This window comes from Pseudonocardia charpentierae, assembly GCF_031845345.1.
In the GTDB taxonomy this organism is placed as follows: domain Bacteria; phylum Actinomycetota; class Actinomycetes; order Mycobacteriales; family Pseudonocardiaceae; genus Pseudonocardia; species Pseudonocardia charpentierae.
On sequence record NZ_JAVREJ010000027.1, the window covers coordinates 1 to 16,078 of the forward strand.

The following is a 16,078-nucleotide window of genomic DNA, read 5'->3' on the forward strand; positions in this document are numbered from 1 at the left end:
CCATCGCGTGGCACCTCTCTACGAGATCCTTGGTCGGTTCACGCAGAGACTCACGCGGTGGCCCCTCCCACGTGCTCAGGCACGCCGGGACAGGCCCCGGACTTACACCACCAGCCGGGACGCGACCTCAGGAAAACCAGACGGGCGGAGCCCCCGGCAAGGGGCCTCGCCCAAACGTGTCGGAGTCCTGACGACGAGAAGGATGCGGCCTAGTTTCGAACCTGCGACCGCTCGGGTGTAAGGCGGCTCGTCCTCGTTGACATCTGCCTCTACCAGCATCGCTGGTCCCACGTGCCGTCGCGGCAGCGTGCAGGAACCTCTTCGGTCGCCGCTGCTTCGTGTCACGAACCGTGTCACGAAGAGGTTCGAGCCGTCGACGTCGCGCCGGACTTAGCTTCGACGACCTGGGGCATGGCCAACTCGGCGAGCAGCACCGCCGCCGGGGTCGCCGCTTTCGCACCTCCGGGCTTGCACGGTGCCCGGCCACGCGCCATCGCGACGCAGTGCGACTTGCCGGCACAACTCTGTGTCGAGTCAGCTTGAGGCGTCGTCGACATCGCGCAGCGCGTCGAGGTCGCGTTGGGGTAGGGCGTGTTCATCGCAGGCCGCTGACGTGACGTGCCGCCCGGGTCGGATTCCTACTCGCTCGCTGAACGGGCTGGCACGACGCTCGTCCCACGAGTAGAAGGGTCTCCCACGAACCGAGAGGGGCCACGATGCGCAAGGTGGTGCACTTCGAGATCCCGGCCGACGACCTCGAGCGGGCGAAGGAGTTCTACGGCTCGGTCTTCGGCTGGGAGCTGGCCGACATGCCCGAGATGGACTACACGGTCGTCAAGACGACGCCGGTGGACGAGCAGACCCAGCTCCCGTCCGAGCCGGGCGCAATCAACGGTGGGATGTACCGGCGCAGCGCAGAGGCACCGTCCGTGCCGGTCCTGACGATCGACGTCAACTCCGTCGACGACGCGTTGAAGGAGATCGAAGCGGCCGGCGGCCGCGTGCTCCGGCCGCGCACCGAGATCCCCGGCATGGGGGCGTTCGCCTACTTCACCGATCCCGAGGGCAACGCGCTCGGTCTGTGGGAGAACGCCTGACCGAGGGGCACACGCGGATCAGCCTCAGCCCGGTACTGCCGTGTGAGCGCCAGCCGCCGGAGCACTCGCGAGGGAGCTGCTGGAGTTTTGTTGCCGCGCTGTCACGGGCTGGCCGGGTAGGCGAAGACCACGCCCTGGTCGTCCATCAAGGGGGCGAGCTGGTCGTGCTGGACCATCTCAGAGCCATGGCCCCACGTCAGGCGGTGCTTCGGCGACAACGTGGTGCACCGGCAGCCCGTGTTTCGCCCCGACCCTGCGGGGCAGATCCAGCCGCAGCCACCGGGACTTCTCCGCCGGCAGCGTGGAGATGACGAACCCGGCGTAGCCTGGACGCGTCGCGACCTCCTGGTCGATCGCCTCCGCCGGGTCGGCCGCGCCAACGCGCACGTCGCTGAGCGGCACGCCCCTCTTGTGAACACCGCGGTGGCCCGCTCGCCGCGCTTGCGGGCGGTGACCTCGGCGTCGTGCTCGTCGCCCTTGCGGAACAGCAGATGCCGGACCGGGGTCGCCGGGACGAGCAGGACGAACTCCGCCTCAGCGTCCTGGTCCCGGACGCCGCGCACCGCCTTCAGCAGCTCGGGGCTGGTCACCGTCTCGTGGGCGACGACGAGGTAACGGGCCATGGCGGCCTCCGTGGACATCGTTGGTCCGGGCCTGGTGGCATGGTCCCACGCGGCACGATGCGGGAAAGTGCGCATCTCGGGTCGGGCCGCACGAACGACGGCGTACCCGCGTCCGTCGTGCCCGGTGACGCCGGCCCGGGCTTTCATCGCGGATCGACGGTTGGGTGTGTGAACCGCTGAGGTCTACGCGGGTCTCGTGTTGCCGTCGCGACCGGCTCGGTACGTCGACCGACAGCAAGGATGGTTGCTGTCAGGTATGGGCGTCTGGAGGGCTTGGGACGCAGCGGGGCCGTGGCGGTATGTGGATGGGCTTCTCGATCAGCACGGGATCGATCGCAGTCTTCGGTCGGAACCATGGAAGTCCGGCCCAGTTGCCACGCTCCACTGGATCGCCGGGGGCCTCCGGAGGCGCGTCCGAGTCGAACGTCCAGCCGGTCGGGAGCCGGACGCCGATCGGGTAGACGGTGAGGCCGGTGCGGTCGACGCCGCCGCCGTAAACGAGCCGGCGGTTGCGGTAGATCTGGGCGACGATGCGCCCACGTCCCGCTTCGGCGGCTCGCCCAAGGTAGGCACTGGTGGCGGCGCGGCGGCGTGTAGGCCCCGCCCATGCGTCGGTGTCCTACCCCGCGACCTGAGCGGCACGCCTGCCACGTCAGCGGGGTGGAAGGTGCTCCAGTAGGTCGAGCGCGGACGCGCAGCCGTCCTCGGCTCTCATCGCCTGTGCAGCCTGCTTCACTCGTGTGTCGCCGGGCAGGGTGGCCAGCGCGGCAACGAGTCGGTCTGCGGTCAACCGCCGGACCCGGACAGGGGCGGCGCCGAGGCCGCGGCGGTGCAACAACGCACCCCAAAACGGCTGATCGGCCAGGAACGGCACGGCGATCGAGACGACGTCGGCCCGAATCACGGCGTGTGTGGTGCCGGATGGGCGCCACTCTGCGAACGGCCCGTGTGACCAGGCACGCCGTCTCGAGCGCGCTGTTACTCTTTCATCCCGCTCGTCCTGCGCGGCGGTGTGCTGCGCCACGACCGGCGCCAGCCCCGCGCACGACACCGGGTTCGAATTGTCGAACGGCAACCGACGACGCGGCGGCCGTGAGTAGTTGCGCCCAATGTAGCGTTCAATCATTAGCAATTCCAACGGCAAATCCAGGCTCACGGGTTATAGCTGGCGAAACGCGGGTAGTGCGGGAACTCGCCCGGCGAAACCCCGGTAGCAACAGCTGACGCGACCGGCCCCTCCAACCCGTATCACCCGTCGATGAAGGAGTTGCACGATGACAGTGCCCCGAGATCCCCACAATCCGGCATACGACGACCGGCCCAACGCCGAGCCCACCATGGCCGCGCGGAACACCCAACCGGTCAGTACCGGCCCTACAGCAGCACCGGCCAGCAGGTCCGTGGTTTCCCCCGCGCCGACGGCCTCCCCGGAGTCGGCGCCACGACGCACCGGAGAGGGCACCGAGTCCGGTAGCGGCGGCAAGGTCACAGCCGCAGCGCTGATAGCGGGCGCGGCCGCTTTGGCGAACAAGCTCCGCAAGGAGGCACCGAAGAAGGCCCGGGAGGTCCGCGAGAAGCGGGTCGCCGGCCGCTGCGTCATCCTCACCGAAGTGAGCGGTCGCCCCGTCGCGCTCGGCCCATACCGGGACGAGCAGGCCGCCCGCGAAGATCTGACCCGGGTCACCGGAGCTCCCCGAGTGGTCGAGCTGAAGTCCCACGCGGCGTACTTCGGGTCGCCGGACAGCGACCGCGCCAACACGCCGTAGTCAACTGCGGCGGGCCTCGCCACCGGCACCGACTCATGGCGAGGCCTGTTGCATCAGCGGTACGAGACCAGCGAAGGGACCGCCAGCGGCAACATCGCGTTCGGTCAGGTGCAGGACCCGCAGCGTGTGTGGGCCACCCCATGCGCTGAGCGTGGCGCGGGGACTGCAGCGAACTCTCCATGAACGATCCGGTCGCGCCTCACGACGGCGAGGTGCTCGCGCGGAGTCGCCGGCCGGGTCGGCGCACGCTCGGCCGGCGTTGACGAGGCTGCGGACGCACCGGCATTCGGGCGGCGAGGCTAGCGGGCGCCCGTTGGTCCGCCTCGGCCAGCCACGCCGCGTAGACCCGCAGCGTGGTGAAGGCGGCGCGACGGCTGCGAGACTGGATGAAGGGCCTGGCCGGGCCAGCGCTGCACGAGCTTTCGGTCCGGCCTTCTCGTCGACTCCGGTAATTGGGGTTTCCTGGCGTCAACCGATCACAGCGACAAGTACAACCGCGCCTGCCGCTCGCCGGTCCGTTTGCGGGCCTTGTCGGTCACTGTGCGGACGAGGCCGTTCGCCGATCTGATGGCTGCTGATCCGGCGGCGTTCCGGGCCAAGTTCCGGAAGATGGCGGCGGATCCGTTCGCGTTCTACCGGGGCAGTGACTGCCTCTTCTATGCGGATGTGGTCCGGCTGGAGGATCCGTGGGTGGACGAGCGGACCCGGCGGGTGTGGATTCAGGGGGACCTGCACGCGGAGAACTTCGGCTGCTAAATCGGTGGGGCGGGTGGGGCTCGAACCCACGACCTGACGGATTATGAGTCCGCTGCTCTGACCAACTGAGCTACCGCCCCGTCGGGGCGGAGGCTACCGGTCCCTGCTGCCCCGCACGGCAACCAGGCGGGCCGTGGAACTGTTACGTCCGGTCATGCCAGGTCTCGCGGGGGATTGCGAACGGCCCGGTGGGGCATTCGGACAGCGTGCGGATCGTCATCACCGGAGCCAGCGGCAACGTCGGTACAGCCCTCCTGCGCCGCTTGACCGGTGCGGGCCACGACCTCGTCGGTGTCTGTCGGCGACCTCCCGGTCCTGTGCCGCCGTACGACGTCGCGACCTGGCACCCCCTCGATCTCGCCGTGGACAGCGCCGAGCGCGAGTTGACCGACGTCTTCCGCGGCGCCGACGCCGTCGTGCACCTGGCCTGGGGGTTCCAGCCGTCGCACGACGTGGCGTACCTGGAACGCGTCGACGTCCACGGCACCCGGGCCGTCGTCGACGCCGCGCAGCGGGCGGGGGTGGCCCACCTGGTGCACATGTCGTCGCTGGGCGCCTACTCCCCCGGCCCGGACACCGGCGGTGCGGACCAGGCGAGGGTCGACGAGTCCTGGCCCACGGAAGGCGTCCCGACCCTCGCCTACAGCCGTCACAAGGTCGCCGCCGAACGGATGCTCGACGCCCTCGAGCGCGATCACCCGCAGGGGCCTGCGGTCGCGCGGATGCGTCCCGGGTTGATCGTGCAGCGGGACAGCGGCAGCGCACTGTTGCGCTACGGCGTGCCCGCCTACCTCCCCTCGGCGCTGCTGCGCCACCTGCCGTTGCTCCCCCTGGACCGCGGCCTGGTCGTGCAGGTCGTGCACACCGACGACGTCGCCGACGCGGTCGCCCGGGTGCTCGAGCGACGGGCGACCGGCCCGTTCAACCTCGCCGCGGACCCTCCGGTCACCCGCGAGGTCATCGCCCGCGTCCTGCACGCCCGTCCGGTGGACCTGCCGCGTCCGATCCTGCGCACGGCCGCCGCGCTGGCCTGGTACGCACGCCTGCAGCCCCTCGATCCCGGTTGGGTCGACCTCGCTTTCGCCACGCCACTGCTCGACACCACGCGCGCCCGTCGCGAACTCGACTGGACCCCGGCCGTCTCCGCCGAGGCCGCGCTCGCGGAGGTGGTCGGCGGGATGGCCGACGCCGCTGCCGCGCCGAGCCCTGCGCTGCGTCCGCGCACCGTGGCCGGGGAGCTCACGGCGCTGTTCACGCGAGGGCCGGTCGGCTCCCGACGCCTGCCCTGATCGACCTCTTCGCACGCCGCCACGGTCCTGCCGGGCTGTAAGCGTCGTCCGGCTACCGTTTCGACGTGCATGTGGTCGGCGAGGGCGTGACGGCGACGCAGGAGCGGACCAGGACGCCGCAGTGGGTGTGGCCGGTCGTCGCGGCGCTGCTGCTCGCGCAGGCCGTGGTGCTGGCGCTCTGGCCGGCGGCGCACCTGTTGATGATCGACCTGCAGGTCTACCGGGCTGGCGGCGAGCACCTGCTCGCCGGGACGCCGCTCTACGGCGGCGGTGTGCTGCTCGACCTGCCGTTCGTCTACCCGCCCTTCGCCGCGATCGTCTTCGTGCCGCTGACCGTGCTGCCGCTGCCGGTGCTCAAGTTCGGCTGGACGGTCGTGGGCGTGGCGCTGGTCGTGTTCGTCGTGCGCCGGTCCGCGGCGCTGGTCGGGATGCGGGCCGGCCCGGCCGTTACCGCGTTGCTCGTGGTGGTGCTGCTCGCGCTGGATCCGATCAGAACGACCTTCTACCTCGGCCAGATCAACGTCGTCCTGCTCGCCGTGGTGCTCGCGGACGTCACCGGGCGGCCGGCGCGGTGGCGCGGGGTGGGGGTGGGGCTCGCGGCGGCGGTGAAGCTGACGCCGCTCGTGTTCGTCGTCTACCTGCTGCTGACCGGCCGGATCAGGGCCGCCGTCACGGCGATGGCGACGTTCGCGGCCGCCGTGGGCGTCGGGTTCCTCGTCGCGCCGGCGGAGTCGGTCAGGTACTGGCTGCAGGGCACGTTCGCCGCCGCCGACCGGATCTCGCCCGTCGCGTCGACGACGAACCACTCGCTCGACGGCCTGCTTGCGCGGGCAGGCGCGCCCGGGTGGGTCGGGCTCGCGGCGACCGCTGTGCTGGGTGTGGCCGGGCTCGTCGTCGCCGTGCTCGCCCACCGGCGAGGCCGGCCGCTGCTCGGAGTGACGGTGTGCGGACTGTTGTCGGCGGCGGTCGCACCGTTCGCGTGGTCGCACCACTTCGTCTGGTTCGGTCCGCTGGTCGTTCTGCTCGCGCACGGGGCATGGCTCGGCGGCCGATGCGCGGCCGCCGGGCTGGGCGGGGTCCTGGTGGTCACGCTGGCCTGGGTGACCCGGCTACCCGGACCGGGCGTCGGCCCGATCCCGAGCACCGGGCTGATCTCCCTGCAACCCGACGTCTACCTGGTGGCGGTCGTGGTGACGGTGGCGATCGCGGGCTGGATCGTGGTGCGCGACCACCCGCACAACAGATGAGGGGCCGGCACACAGGTCACTACCTGTGTGCCGGCCCCTGTACCTATGTACGAGCCCTGTGTCAGCGCGAGAGGACCGCCACGCGCTTGCGCGTGTCCTTCGCGACGCCCTCGGCCTGGTGCGCGACCTCGGCACCCACGGCGGAGGCCCGGACGGCGACGTCGTGGCCGAGCTTGGTGGCCTGAGTGGCCACCTGGTCCAGGAAGGCCGGAGCCTTCTTCTGCAGCTCGGCGCGCTTGCGCTCGGCCCGCTTGGTGAGCGTGTCGCCGCGCTTGGTCGCCTGCTTCTGCAGCCGCCGGCTGCGCTTGTCCGCCTGCTTGCGGAGCTTGCGGGCCCGCTTCTCGGCGGTCTGCTGCAGCGCGGCGCCACGCTTCTCGGCACGGGACGCGACCTTGGCCGCTGCCGCCGACAGGTCGCTGACCAGCGCGGAGGCCGAGGTGGCGAGGTCGCCCGCCACGCCGGACGCGGTCGAGGAGGCCAGGGCAGCCCGCTTCGACACCTCGCCGGACACGTCGGACGACGCCAGCCGCTTGGCCGCGCGCTGCGCCTTCTTCGACAGCTCGTCCGACGTCTTCGACGCCCGCGAGCTCGCGGCGGCGGCCGGGAGCAGCCCGGCGGCACCGGCTGCGAGGCCCGCGACGGTGCCCGACGCGTCGTGCGCGGCACCGGTGATGCGGCCGGACACGTCCTCGGCCGCACCGCTCACCTTGCCGGACAGGTCGGAGACCGCCTCCGAGACCTTGCCCGAGACGTCGTCGACCGTGTCCGACACGGACGCCGCCTGGGTCGCGACGGCGGCCGCGGCGAGCTTGGCGGCCTTCCGGCCGCGCCAGCCGAGCGAGGGCTTGCCCTCGGTGTCGGCCGCCGCGATGAGCAGACCGCCGAGCAGGCCCACGTTCTTGAAGAAGTGGATCTGCTGCGCCTGCTTGGCGTCCGGGTCCGTCTCCTCCCAGAAGCGGTGGCCGGCCAGCGTCGTCGGGATGATGGAGGCGGCCAGCGCGGTGGAGGCGAGCCGGGGGAACTTCCCCAGTGCCAGCATCGTGCCGGCGACGACCTTCACCCCGCCGTCGATCTTGACAAGGGTTTCGTCGTCCAGCCACTCACTGGTCGCGCGCGGGACCTCGACCGGGGCGGCCTCGGCCGCCTTGTCGATCGTGGGGGCCGCGGCGTCGGTGGCCTTCTCGAGAACGGGCGTGACGGCGTCGAGGACGGGCTTCGCTGCCTGGACGTGGCCCTGCGGGGACTTCAGGGCGGCGATTCCGCCCTGGATGAAGATGGCGGCCAGCATCGGCCGCGCCACTCGGCGAAGGAGCATGACGTGCGGTTCCCGTACGGCGGTGGTGGCAAACGCGCGAGGTCGGCATCATGCTGGCGTGAGCACCGACGCACAGCTGGCCATCGGCCTCGACATCGGAGGCACGAAGATCGCGGGCGGGGTCGTCGACCGCACCGGCCGGGTGTACGCGGAACTGCAGGCGCCCACTCCCCCGCGCTCGGGGGCCATCGTGATCGCGTCGATCCTGCTCGACCTCGTGGCGCGGCTGCGGGAGGGCCGTGACATCGCAGCCGTGGGCGTCGGCGCGGCCGGCATCGTCCGCTGGCCGGAGGGGCGGATGCTGTGGGCGCCGAACAACGCCTACCGCGACTGGGACATCCGCGACGAGCTGGAGCGCGAGACGGGGCTGCCCGCCGTCGTCGACAACGACGCGAACGTCGCCGGGTTCGCCGAGGCCCGGCTGGGCACGATCCCCCACCGTCAGATGCTGTTCGTCACCGTGGGCACCGGGATCGGCGGCGGGCTCGTGCTGGACGGCGAGATCTACCGCGGGCCGACGGGCATGGGCGCCGAGCTCGGGCACATGATCGTGGACCCGCTCGGGCCCCGGTGCGGGTGCGGGAACCACGGGTGTCTGGAGGCCGTGGCGTCGGGCAGCGCGCTGTCGCGGATGGGGCGCGAGGCGGCCGCCGCGGATCCGGACGGCGTGATCGCCCGGATCGGCCGCTCCGAGGGCGCCGTCACCGGGCACACGGTCACCACCGCCGCCCAGCAGGACGACCCGACGGCCCTGGACATCTTCAACCGCCTCGGCCGTTGGCTCGGCATCGGCATCGCCTCGCTGGCGACGATCTTTGAGCTGGAGGCGGTGGTCATCGGCGGGGGCGTGGTCCGCACCGGGGACCTGCTGCTCACGCCGGTCCGCGCGGCCGCGCGGGAGTACGCCTACGCGCCCGAGGCCCGCGGCGTGCCGCCGGTGACCCCGGCGACGTTCGGCAGCGAGGCCGGGATGATCGGCGCCGGACTGCTGGCCCTGGAGCACACCGACCGCAAGCCCAGCAGTACCTGAGCCCGATCATTAGGCTGGACGGATGTCCCTGGTCCTCGGGCCGGTCCTGCGCCATGTCGGCGACACGACCGCAGCCGTCTGGGTGCAGGTCGAGCGGCCCGCGACCATCACCGTGCTCGGCTGCTCCACCCGCACGTTCGACGTCGCGGGTCATCACTACGGCCTGGTGAGCGTCACCGGCCTGGACCCGGACACCACCTACCCCTACGACGTCGCCGTCGACGGCGAGGTGGTGTGGCCACCACCGGTGTCGCCGCTGCCGCCGAGCAGCCTGCGCACCCGCGGCCCCGCGTCGGCCCGGCGGCACCGGATCGTCTTCGGCTCGTGCCGCTACGCGAAGGTCGTCAACCCGAAGGTCGCGGCCAAGCTCGGCATCGACGCGCTCGACGCCTTCGCGGCGCGGACCGCCCGGCAGCCCCGGGAGGAGTGGCCCGACGCGCTCCTGCTGCTCGGCGACCAGGTCTACGCGGACGAGCTGACACCGCAGAACCGACGCCGCATCGCCGGCCGCCGCGACCGGCACCCGGAGTGGCCGGACGACGAGATCGTCGGGTTCGACGAGTACGTCGGTCTCTACCGCGACTCGTGGAGCGACCCGGAGGTGCGCTGGCTGCTCTCGTGCGTACCCACCGGAATGATCTTCGACGACCACGACGTGCGCGACGACTGGAACACCTCGGCGGTCTGGCGCAGGGAGATGGCGGAGAAGCCCTGGTGGCCGGAGCGGATCCGGTCGGCCCTCGTGTCGTACTGGGTCTACCAGCACATCGGCAACCTCCCCGCCGACGAGCTCGCGGCCGACCCCGACTACCAGGAGGTGGTCGCCGCCGAAGGCGACACCTGGCCGCTGCTGGCCGCTCTCGCGGACCGGGCCGACGCCGAGACCGACGGGAGCAAGGGCGTCCGGTTCAGCTTCCGCTGGGACCTCGGCGCCTCCCGGTTCGTGATGATCGACTCACGCAACGGGCGCATCCTGGAGGACGACGCACACCTCATGCTCGGTGAGTCGGAGTTCCGGTGGATCGAGGATCAGGTGCGCGACCGGTCCGCCGGGACCGTCGACCACCTCGTGCTCGGCACGTCGCTGCCGTGGTTGCTGCCGCACGCGATCGGCGACCTGCAGAGCATCAACCAGCTCGCCGCCGCCCGGCCGGGTTGGCGGGGCCGGCTCGGCGAGAGGATCCGGCAGGTCGGAGACCTGGAGCACTGGCAGGCGTTCCGGTCGTCGTTCGACCGGTTCACCCGCATGGTCACGGGGGCGGCGACCGGACCCGACGCACCGGCGAGCATCAGCGTGCTCTCCGGCGACGTCCACCACAGCTACGCGGCACAGGTCGACCTGCCGGGTCCCGACGACGACCCGGGATCGGGAGCCGCGGCCGTCCACCAGTTGACCTGTTCCCCGGTGCACAACGTCGTCGACTGGTTCATCCAGCCGGGCTTCCGCCTCGGCTGGTCGCGGAGGATCGCCCGCGCGACGCGGCGGTGGGCCGAGCAGGCCGGGGTGCCGCCGGTCGAGGTGTCGTGGCACAAGCTCGTCGGACCGCTGTTCGGCAACACGGTCGCCATGCTCGATCTCGACGGCCGGCACGCCGAGGTGACGTTCCTGCAACCCCGGTCGGCGGGGTCGGTGCGGGAGGTCGCCCGGCTGGTGCTGGCCGACGGTCCGCGCGACGACGCGACCATCGGCCGTGCCGCCCTCAAGGCACGGATGTAACCGGGCCGTCATCGATCGGTCGTCCCCGAGCAGAGTGAGCGTCGCCCAGGGTGGGTAGCGATAGGGCATGGTCTCGGAGCCCCTCAACTGGACCGTCCCTGCGCCCCTCCGCGCGCTGCTGTGGTGGCCGCCGGTGGCGTTCGTTCTCGTACTTCTCGAGCCCACCGCCGCTGCCACCACGATCGCCGCCACCGGTGCGGCGCTGGCCGTGCTCGGCGTCGTCGGCACGTCGGTCGGCCAGGCGATCAGCCGTCGGCGGGCCCTGCGCCGCGGCGCCGAGCCCGCCGCGGTCACGCTGACGGTGGCGGCGTCCGTGGACCGGGCGGTGTCGCTGCCCGCCGAGCAGCAGGCCGCCTGAGCGCGACGCGCCGAACTTCCCCCGATCCGGTGGCAACCGATCGGGACCCGCACCCGAAAGCCTGTCGGCTCCTTGTACCGAATACGCGATGCGTGTCCACGCACCGCGAGGAACGGAACGAAGGAGCTTCCATGGGTGAGGGCGGCATCGGCAGCGTTCTGGGCACCATCTTCGGCCTCGCCCGCGCCGGCCAGCAGACCGGCGGCGCCGAGGCCGGCGACGAGTCGCTCGGCGACGCGTGGAGTACCGCCCGCGGCCACCGCGGGCAGGTCGGCAGTGACCAGGGCGGCGAGAGCGAGTAGAGCGCCGGAAGCGTTTCCGGTGGGTGTCGCCCCGTCCGCCGTCTGCGGACGGGGCTTCGTCCGATCCGGGCTCCGGCCCCGGCCAGTCCGATGACGCCAAGACGCTCCCCCAGCACCGCGCGGCACCGCGCACCCCGCGGACAGGCCGGCCGCGCCGCGCTCGCCGGCGAGTCACGCACCTTGCTGGTCGACGCCGCTCCCCAGCTCAGCGTCCGGCAGGTCTTCGCCCGCTTCTGGCCGCTGACCCGGCCGTTCCGGCTCCGGCTCACCGCGTGCCTGGTGTTCGTCGCGGTCGGTCCGATGATCGACGCGGCGGGCATCTGGGTCTTCAAGATCCTCATCGACGACGTGCTCACCCCGCACGACTTCTCACTGTTCCCGCTGGTGGCCGCCGCCTACATCGGCATCGCGGTGCTCGGGGGCCTGCTGTCGTTCGTCGACGACTACCTGTGCACCTGGGTCGGCGAACGGTTCGTCCTCACCCTGCGAACGACTCTGTTCGGCCACCTGCATCGCATGTCGCTCGGGTTCTTCGAGCGCCGCCAGCTCGGCGACCTGATGTCGCGGCTCGCCGGCGACGTGAACGCGATCGAGCAGCTGGTGCTGTCCGGGGTGATGCAGGTGGTCGCCCACGGCCTCAAGATCCTGATCTTCGGCGGACTGCTGTTCTACCTGAACTGGAAGCTCGCGCTCGCCTCGCTGATCGCCGCGCCGCTGTTCGCGCTGGCGTCGCGCTACTTCTCCACCCGCATCAAGGCGGCGTCGCGCGAGAAGCGCCGGCGCACCGGCACGATCTCGGCCGTCGCCGAGGAGAGCCTGAGCAACGCTGCGCTCGTGCAGGCCTACGACCGCCAGGCGTCGGAGACCGCGCGCTTCCACACCGAGAACCTCGGCGCCTTCGCCGCGCAGATGGTCGCCACGCGGCTCCGGGCGACGTTCGGGCCCTTCATCGACCTGCTCCAGATCGCCGCCGTACTGCTGGTGATCGCGATCGGCATCTGGCAGCTCGCGTCGGGGGCGATGACCCTCGGCGGTCTGCTGGTGTTCATGGCCTACCTGGCACAGCTCTACCGCCCGATCCGGGCGTTGGGCGGTCTCGCCAACACCGCCTACGCCGCCAGTGCCGGCGCCGAGCGGATCATCGAGATCCTCGACGAGAAGCCGTCGGTGACCGACCCGTCGAGACCGCGTTCCTTCGGCCGGGCGCACGGCGGGCTGAGCTTCGACAACGTCACGTTCACCTACCCCGGCGGCGACGCGCCGTCGCTGACCGACGTGCGGTTCACGATCGCCCCGGGGCGGAGGCTGGCCGTCGTCGGGGCGAGCGGGGCGGGCAAGACGACGCTGACCAAGCTGCTGCTGCGCTTCTACGACCCCGACCGCGGGCGGATCATGCTTGACGGCGTGGACCTGCGCGAACTCGCACTCAGCGACCTGCGCCGCAACCTCGCCGCCGTGCTGCAGGAGACGCTGGTCTTCGACGGCACGGTGCGCGACAACATCACGTGGGGCCGGCCCGAGGCCCGTGAGCGCGACGTCGTGGCCGCGGCGGTCGCAGCGGACGCGCACGGGTTCATCAGCGCACTGCCCGACGGCTACGACACCCGCGTCGGTCAGCGGGGCCGGATGCTGTCGGGCGGGCAGCGTCAGCGGCTGGCCATCGCCCGGGCGATGATCCGGAACGCGCCGGTGCTGCTGCTCGACGAGCCGACGACCGGCCTCGACGCCGAGTCCACCGAGCGCGTGCTCGATCCCCTGCGCCGGCTGATGGCGGGCCGCACGTCGCTGATCATCAGCCACAACCTGCTGACGGTGACCGACGCCGACCAGATCCTCTACCTGGAGAAGGGCCGCATCACCGCCGCGGGCACCCACCGCGAACTGCTGTCGGCGTCGCCGGGCTACGCGCACCTCTACCGGATGCACCAGGGGCCGGTCGCGCCGCGGCCGGCGTTCCGCCCGGGCCCGCACGTGACGCCACACCGGGCGCCGCTTGGTCTGACGGAAGTTGACACGGTGAAGACGCGGCCACACGGGCCGGATCCGGCGTGAGCAGGGGCGGCGTGTTTCGCAGCATGGTGGCTTTACTGCGCTCCGACCGCAGCATGGCCACCATGCTGCGAACCTGAGCGCCCACGTCCAGCCGGGCGCAGCGCCCCGAAGAGGATCTTGCGCCGCAGGGTGAAGCCGAGGTGCTCGTAGAGCCGGATCCCGGACACGTTGTCGGCCGCCGCATGCAGGAACGGCACGTCGCCGCGCTCCCGGACCACCTCCCCGACCGCCCGCACCAACCGACCCGCGAGGCCCTCCCCGCGGTACCCGGGGTCGGTGCACACCGCACTGATCTCGCTCCACCCCGGCGGGCGCATCCGCTCCCCCGCCATCGCGACGAGCGCGCCACCGCGACGGATGCCCAGGTAGGCCCCGAGCGTGATCGTGCGGGGCAGGAACGGGCCCGGCCGGGTGCGGGCGACGAGGTCGAGCATCTCGGGGACGTCGGCCGGGCCGAGCCGGACGGCCTCCGGGTCTCCGGCGACGTCGAGCCCGGACCCGTCCATCTGGACGCCCGGGATCGCCTCCATCAGCTCCCAGCCGGCAGGCAGCACCTCGGGGGCGTCGGGCACGACGACCGTGTCGCCGTCTTCCGTCAGAGTGGCGAGGTCGTCCCACGGCGAGCCGGGGCCGGCGACGGCGGCGAACGGCGAGACGTCGCCGGGGAACCGCGCCGCGCCGCCGTGACGGACGGCGAGATCCGCCTGGGGGCCGGTGAGCGCCGTCCACAGGGGGTTGTCGAGGGGATGAGCCACGTCCTCGGCAACTCCGAGGGGTGCGCAGGCCTTCCCACCGACGGTCAGAGGGTGTTGATCGCGTCCACCGCCTGCCGCAGCCGGAACGCCCACACGATGTAGACCACACCGAACACCAGCGCGAACAGCCCGATCACCCACAGGAGCGTCAGCGCACCGGCAGCAGGCGAGGCGAGGAGGGTGATGCCGAAGACGATCGCGACGATCCCGCCGACGAGCAGCCACACCCACGACGACGAGCCGTGCTTCCGTGCGGTGAAGGCCTCGATGATCTGCGATACGCCGAGCACGATGCTCCACACCGCGATGATCAGGACGAGCGCGAAGATCGTCGGCCCGGGCCAGAACAACGCGATGAGGCCGGCGACCAGCGACACGACGCCCTGCGCGACGTGCCAGCCCCAGTGGGAGGTGCGGCGATGCCGGAAGCCGACGGCGAGCGCCGCCACCCCGTCCATGATCGCGTAGAACCCGTAGACGAACACCAGGGCCAGCAACGCGGCCTCAGGTGAGAACAGCGCGTACAGGCCGAACACGACGGCCAGCACGCCCCGGATCAGCACCAGCCACCAGAGCGCCTTGACGGCACGGCCCGCGTCGATCGAGGTCATGTCCAGCTCCTTCTTCGGAAGGTGCCGACGCTAGACCCGTGTGGTCGCACTCAGGTCACGATCTCGGGAACTCCGTCTACCGCGGACGGACGGCGACGTCGTCGACCTTGCCGTACTCCTCGCGCAGCGCGGGCAGCAGCTCCCTGGCGGCGAAGGACACGAACTCGGCCTGGGTCTGGCCCCCGATCTGCACCAGCGCCACGTGCGTGAACCCGGCGTCGACGAAGGGCCGGACGGCCTCGACGTGCGCGGCGACGTCCGGCCCGCAGGTGATCGCCTCGGCGACGTCGTCGGGCCGCACGAACTGCGTCGCGGCGGCGAACCCGGCGGTGCCCGGCAGCTCGGCGTTGACCTTCCACCCGCCCGCGAACCACCGGAACTGCTCGTGCGCGGTCTGCACGGCCGCGTCGCGGTCCGGGCCCCACGAGATCGGTTGCTGCCCGATCTTCGGCAGTACCGCGCCTGCCGCGTCGTCGAAGGCCGTCACGAGCGACGACTCGGGCTCGGTGGCCACCATCGCGTCGACGAGCGGGGCGAACGTCTCGATCGACTGCTTGCCCGACACGGCCACCGCGAGCGGCACCCGGCTCTCCGGCAGGTCCCACAGCTTCGCGGAGTCGACGCGGTAGTGCTGCCCGTTCGTGCTGACGTACCCGCCGCCGAACAGCTTCGAGATGATCTCGACGGCCTCGGTGAGCATCTCGTGGCGCACGTTCGCGGGTGGCCAGCCGCGACCGACCACGTGCTCGTTGAGGTTCTCCCCCGCACCCAGCCCGAGCACGAAGCGGCCGTCGCCGGCCAGCAGTGCCACCGTCGCCGCCTGCTGGGCGACGACGGCCGGGTGGTACCGCATGATCGGGCAGGTCACGTAAGTCATCAGCGGCACGCGCTGGGTCGCCCCGGCGACCGCACCGAGCACGGCCCAGGCGTTGGGCGCGTGGCCCTGGGCGTCGAGCCACGGAAAGTAGTGGTCGCTGATGACCTCGAAGTCGAAGCCGGCCTGCTCGGCGGCGACGGCGTCGGAGACGAGCTCGCGCGGGCCCCGCTGCTCGCACATCAACGTGTACCCGAAGGCGACCATCCCGCTGACCCCTCTTCCACTCCTGCCACTGTCGATCGGCCTGTACCCCGTCGGGTGACGATCAGTCGCGGATTCGGCG

General features: G+C 71.7%; 15 protein-coding genes, 1 tRNA gene and 1 pseudogene. 10 read left to right on the top strand and 7 right to left on the bottom strand.

Annotated features, from left to right (window positions below; translation table 11 throughout):
- The first annotated feature begins 716 nt into the window (after nt 1-716).
- Nucleotides 717-1,097 (top strand): VOC family protein, encoded by a 381-nt coding sequence (locus tag RM445_RS26945; protein ID WP_311559671.1) that lies wholly within the window; start codon nt 717-719, stop codon nt 1,095-1,097.
- Between the two features lie 101 nt (nt 1,098-1,198).
- Here the strand turns inward: RM445_RS26945 and RM445_RS26950 are convergent, their stop codons facing one another.
- Nucleotides 1,199-1,720: a hypothetical protein gene (locus RM445_RS26950; RefSeq protein WP_311559672.1), complete on the bottom strand. Its 522-nt coding sequence runs from the start codon at nt 1,718-1,720 to the stop codon at nt 1,199-1,201.
- A 652-nt stretch (nt 1,721-2,372) separates the two neighbouring features.
- Nucleotides 2,373-2,876, bottom strand: a complete 504-nt coding sequence (locus tag RM445_RS26955; RefSeq protein WP_311559673.1) for a glycosyltransferase — start codon at nt 2,874-2,876, stop codon at nt 2,373-2,375.
- A 118-nt stretch (nt 2,877-2,994) separates the two neighbouring features.
- Between RM445_RS26955 and RM445_RS26960 the strand changes: the two genes are divergently transcribed.
- Nucleotides 2,995-3,486: a hypothetical protein gene (locus RM445_RS26960; protein WP_311559674.1), complete on the top strand. Its 492-nt coding sequence runs from the start codon at nt 2,995-2,997 to the stop codon at nt 3,484-3,486.
- Between the two features lie 567 nt (nt 3,487-4,053).
- Nucleotides 4,054-4,236: pseudogene (locus tag RM445_RS26965) on the top strand (DUF2252 family protein); the annotation flags it as partial.
- A gap of 11 nt (nt 4,237-4,247) precedes the next feature.
- Here the strand turns inward: RM445_RS26965 and RM445_RS26970 are convergent.
- Nucleotides 4,248-4,322 (bottom strand) — tRNA-Ile (locus tag RM445_RS26970).
- A 126-nt stretch (nt 4,323-4,448) separates the two neighbouring features.
- Here RM445_RS26970 and RM445_RS26975 point away from each other — a divergent pair.
- Nucleotides 4,449-5,531 (top strand): NAD-dependent epimerase/dehydratase family protein, encoded by a 1,083-nt coding sequence (locus RM445_RS26975; RefSeq protein WP_311559675.1) that lies wholly within the window; start codon nt 4,449-4,451, stop codon nt 5,529-5,531.
- A gap of 65 nt (nt 5,532-5,596) precedes the next feature.
- Nucleotides 5,597-6,778 carry a glycosyltransferase 87 family protein gene (locus tag RM445_RS26980; protein ID WP_311559676.1) on the top strand — a complete coding sequence of 394 codons (1,182 nt, stop codon included), beginning with the start codon at nt 5,597-5,599 and terminating at the stop codon, nt 6,776-6,778.
- A 61-nt stretch (nt 6,779-6,839) separates the two neighbouring features.
- Here the strand turns inward: RM445_RS26980 and RM445_RS26985 are convergent, their stop codons facing one another.
- Nucleotides 6,840-8,093, bottom strand: a complete 1,254-nt coding sequence (locus RM445_RS26985) for a DoxX family protein (RefSeq protein ID WP_311559677.1) — start codon at nt 8,091-8,093, stop codon at nt 6,840-6,842.
- Nucleotides 8,094-8,151: 58 nt separating this feature from the next.
- Here RM445_RS26985 and RM445_RS26990 point away from each other — a divergent pair, with 58 nt between their 5' ends.
- From RM445_RS26990 to RM445_RS27010, 5 genes are all read left to right on the top strand, one after another.
- Complete coding sequence (locus RM445_RS26990) at nt 8,152-9,123, top strand: ROK family protein (protein WP_311559678.1); 972 nt, start codon at nt 8,152-8,154, stop codon at nt 9,121-9,123.
- Between the two features lie 22 nt (nt 9,124-9,145).
- Nucleotides 9,146-10,840, top strand: a complete 1,695-nt coding sequence (locus RM445_RS26995) for an alkaline phosphatase D family protein (RefSeq protein ID WP_311559679.1) — start codon at nt 9,146-9,148, stop codon at nt 10,838-10,840.
- Between the two features lie 67 nt (nt 10,841-10,907).
- On the top strand, nt 10,908-11,198 hold the full coding sequence (locus RM445_RS27000) for a hypothetical protein (protein ID WP_311559680.1): 291 nt from the start codon (nt 10,908-10,910) through the stop codon (nt 11,196-11,198).
- A 131-nt stretch (nt 11,199-11,329) separates the two neighbouring features.
- Nucleotides 11,330-11,500: a hypothetical protein gene (locus RM445_RS27005; protein ID WP_311559681.1), complete on the top strand. Its 171-nt coding sequence runs from the start codon at nt 11,330-11,332 to the stop codon at nt 11,498-11,500.
- Between the two features lie 90 nt (nt 11,501-11,590).
- The gene (locus RM445_RS27010; protein WP_311559682.1) at nt 11,591-13,552 is read left to right on the top strand and encodes an ABC transporter ATP-binding protein; all 1,962 of its coding nucleotides are present in this window, start codon (nt 11,591-11,593) and stop codon (nt 13,550-13,552) included.
- A gap of 32 nt (nt 13,553-13,584) precedes the next feature.
- Here RM445_RS27010 and RM445_RS27015 read toward each other — a convergent pair whose 3' ends face one another.
- The 3 genes from RM445_RS27015 to RM445_RS27025 all read right to left on the bottom strand — a co-directional run bounded on the left by RM445_RS27015 (nt 13,585) and on the right by RM445_RS27025 (nt 15,999).
- Complete coding sequence (locus RM445_RS27015; RefSeq protein WP_311559683.1) at nt 13,585-14,307, bottom strand: GNAT family N-acetyltransferase; 723 nt, start codon at nt 14,305-14,307, stop codon at nt 13,585-13,587.
- A gap of 44 nt (nt 14,308-14,351) precedes the next feature.
- Entirely contained in the window at nt 14,352-14,918 is a 567-nt protein-coding gene (locus RM445_RS27020; protein ID WP_311559684.1) for an HdeD family acid-resistance protein, read from the bottom strand.
- A gap of 76 nt (nt 14,919-14,994) precedes the next feature.
- A complete protein-coding gene (locus tag RM445_RS27025; RefSeq protein WP_311559685.1) occupies nt 14,995-15,999 on the bottom strand; it encodes a TIGR03557 family F420-dependent LLM class oxidoreductase in 1,005 nt (334 codons plus the stop codon).
- Between the last annotated feature and the right edge of the window lie 79 nt (nt 16,000-16,078).

What these genes read in the sequence shown, in the direction of transcription:
- RM445_RS26950 (WP_311559672.1), bottom strand. Translation starts at nt 1,720, where the DNA reads ATGGCCCGTTACCTCGTCGTCGCCCACGAGACGGTGACCAGCCCCGAG.
- RM445_RS26945 (WP_311559671.1), top strand. Translation starts at nt 717, where the DNA reads ATGCGCAAGGTGGTGCACTTCGAGATCCCGGCCGACGACCTCGAGCGG.
- RM445_RS27025 (WP_311559685.1), bottom strand. Translation starts at nt 15,999, where the DNA reads ATGGTCGCCTTCGGGTACACGTTGATGTGCGAGCAGCGGGGCCCGCGC.
- RM445_RS27005 (WP_311559681.1), top strand. Translation starts at nt 11,330, where the DNA reads ATGGGTGAGGGCGGCATCGGCAGCGTTCTGGGCACCATCTTCGGCCTC.
- RM445_RS26985 (WP_311559677.1), bottom strand. Translation starts at nt 8,093, where the DNA reads ATGCTCCTTCGCCGAGTGGCGCGGCCGATGCTGGCCGCCATCTTCATC.
- RM445_RS26960 (WP_311559674.1), top strand. Translation starts at nt 2,995, where the DNA reads ATGACAGTGCCCCGAGATCCCCACAATCCGGCATACGACGACCGGCCC.
- RM445_RS27010 (WP_311559682.1), top strand. Translation starts at nt 11,591, where the DNA reads ATGACGCCAAGACGCTCCCCCAGCACCGCGCGGCACCGCGCACCCCGC.
- RM445_RS27020 (WP_311559684.1), bottom strand. Translation starts at nt 14,918, where the DNA reads ATGACCTCGATCGACGCGGGCCGTGCCGTCAAGGCGCTCTGGTGGCTG.
- RM445_RS26995 (WP_311559679.1), top strand. Translation starts at nt 9,146, where the DNA reads ATGTCCCTGGTCCTCGGGCCGGTCCTGCGCCATGTCGGCGACACGACC.
- RM445_RS27000 (WP_311559680.1), top strand. Translation starts at nt 10,908, where the DNA reads ATGGTCTCGGAGCCCCTCAACTGGACCGTCCCTGCGCCCCTCCGCGCG.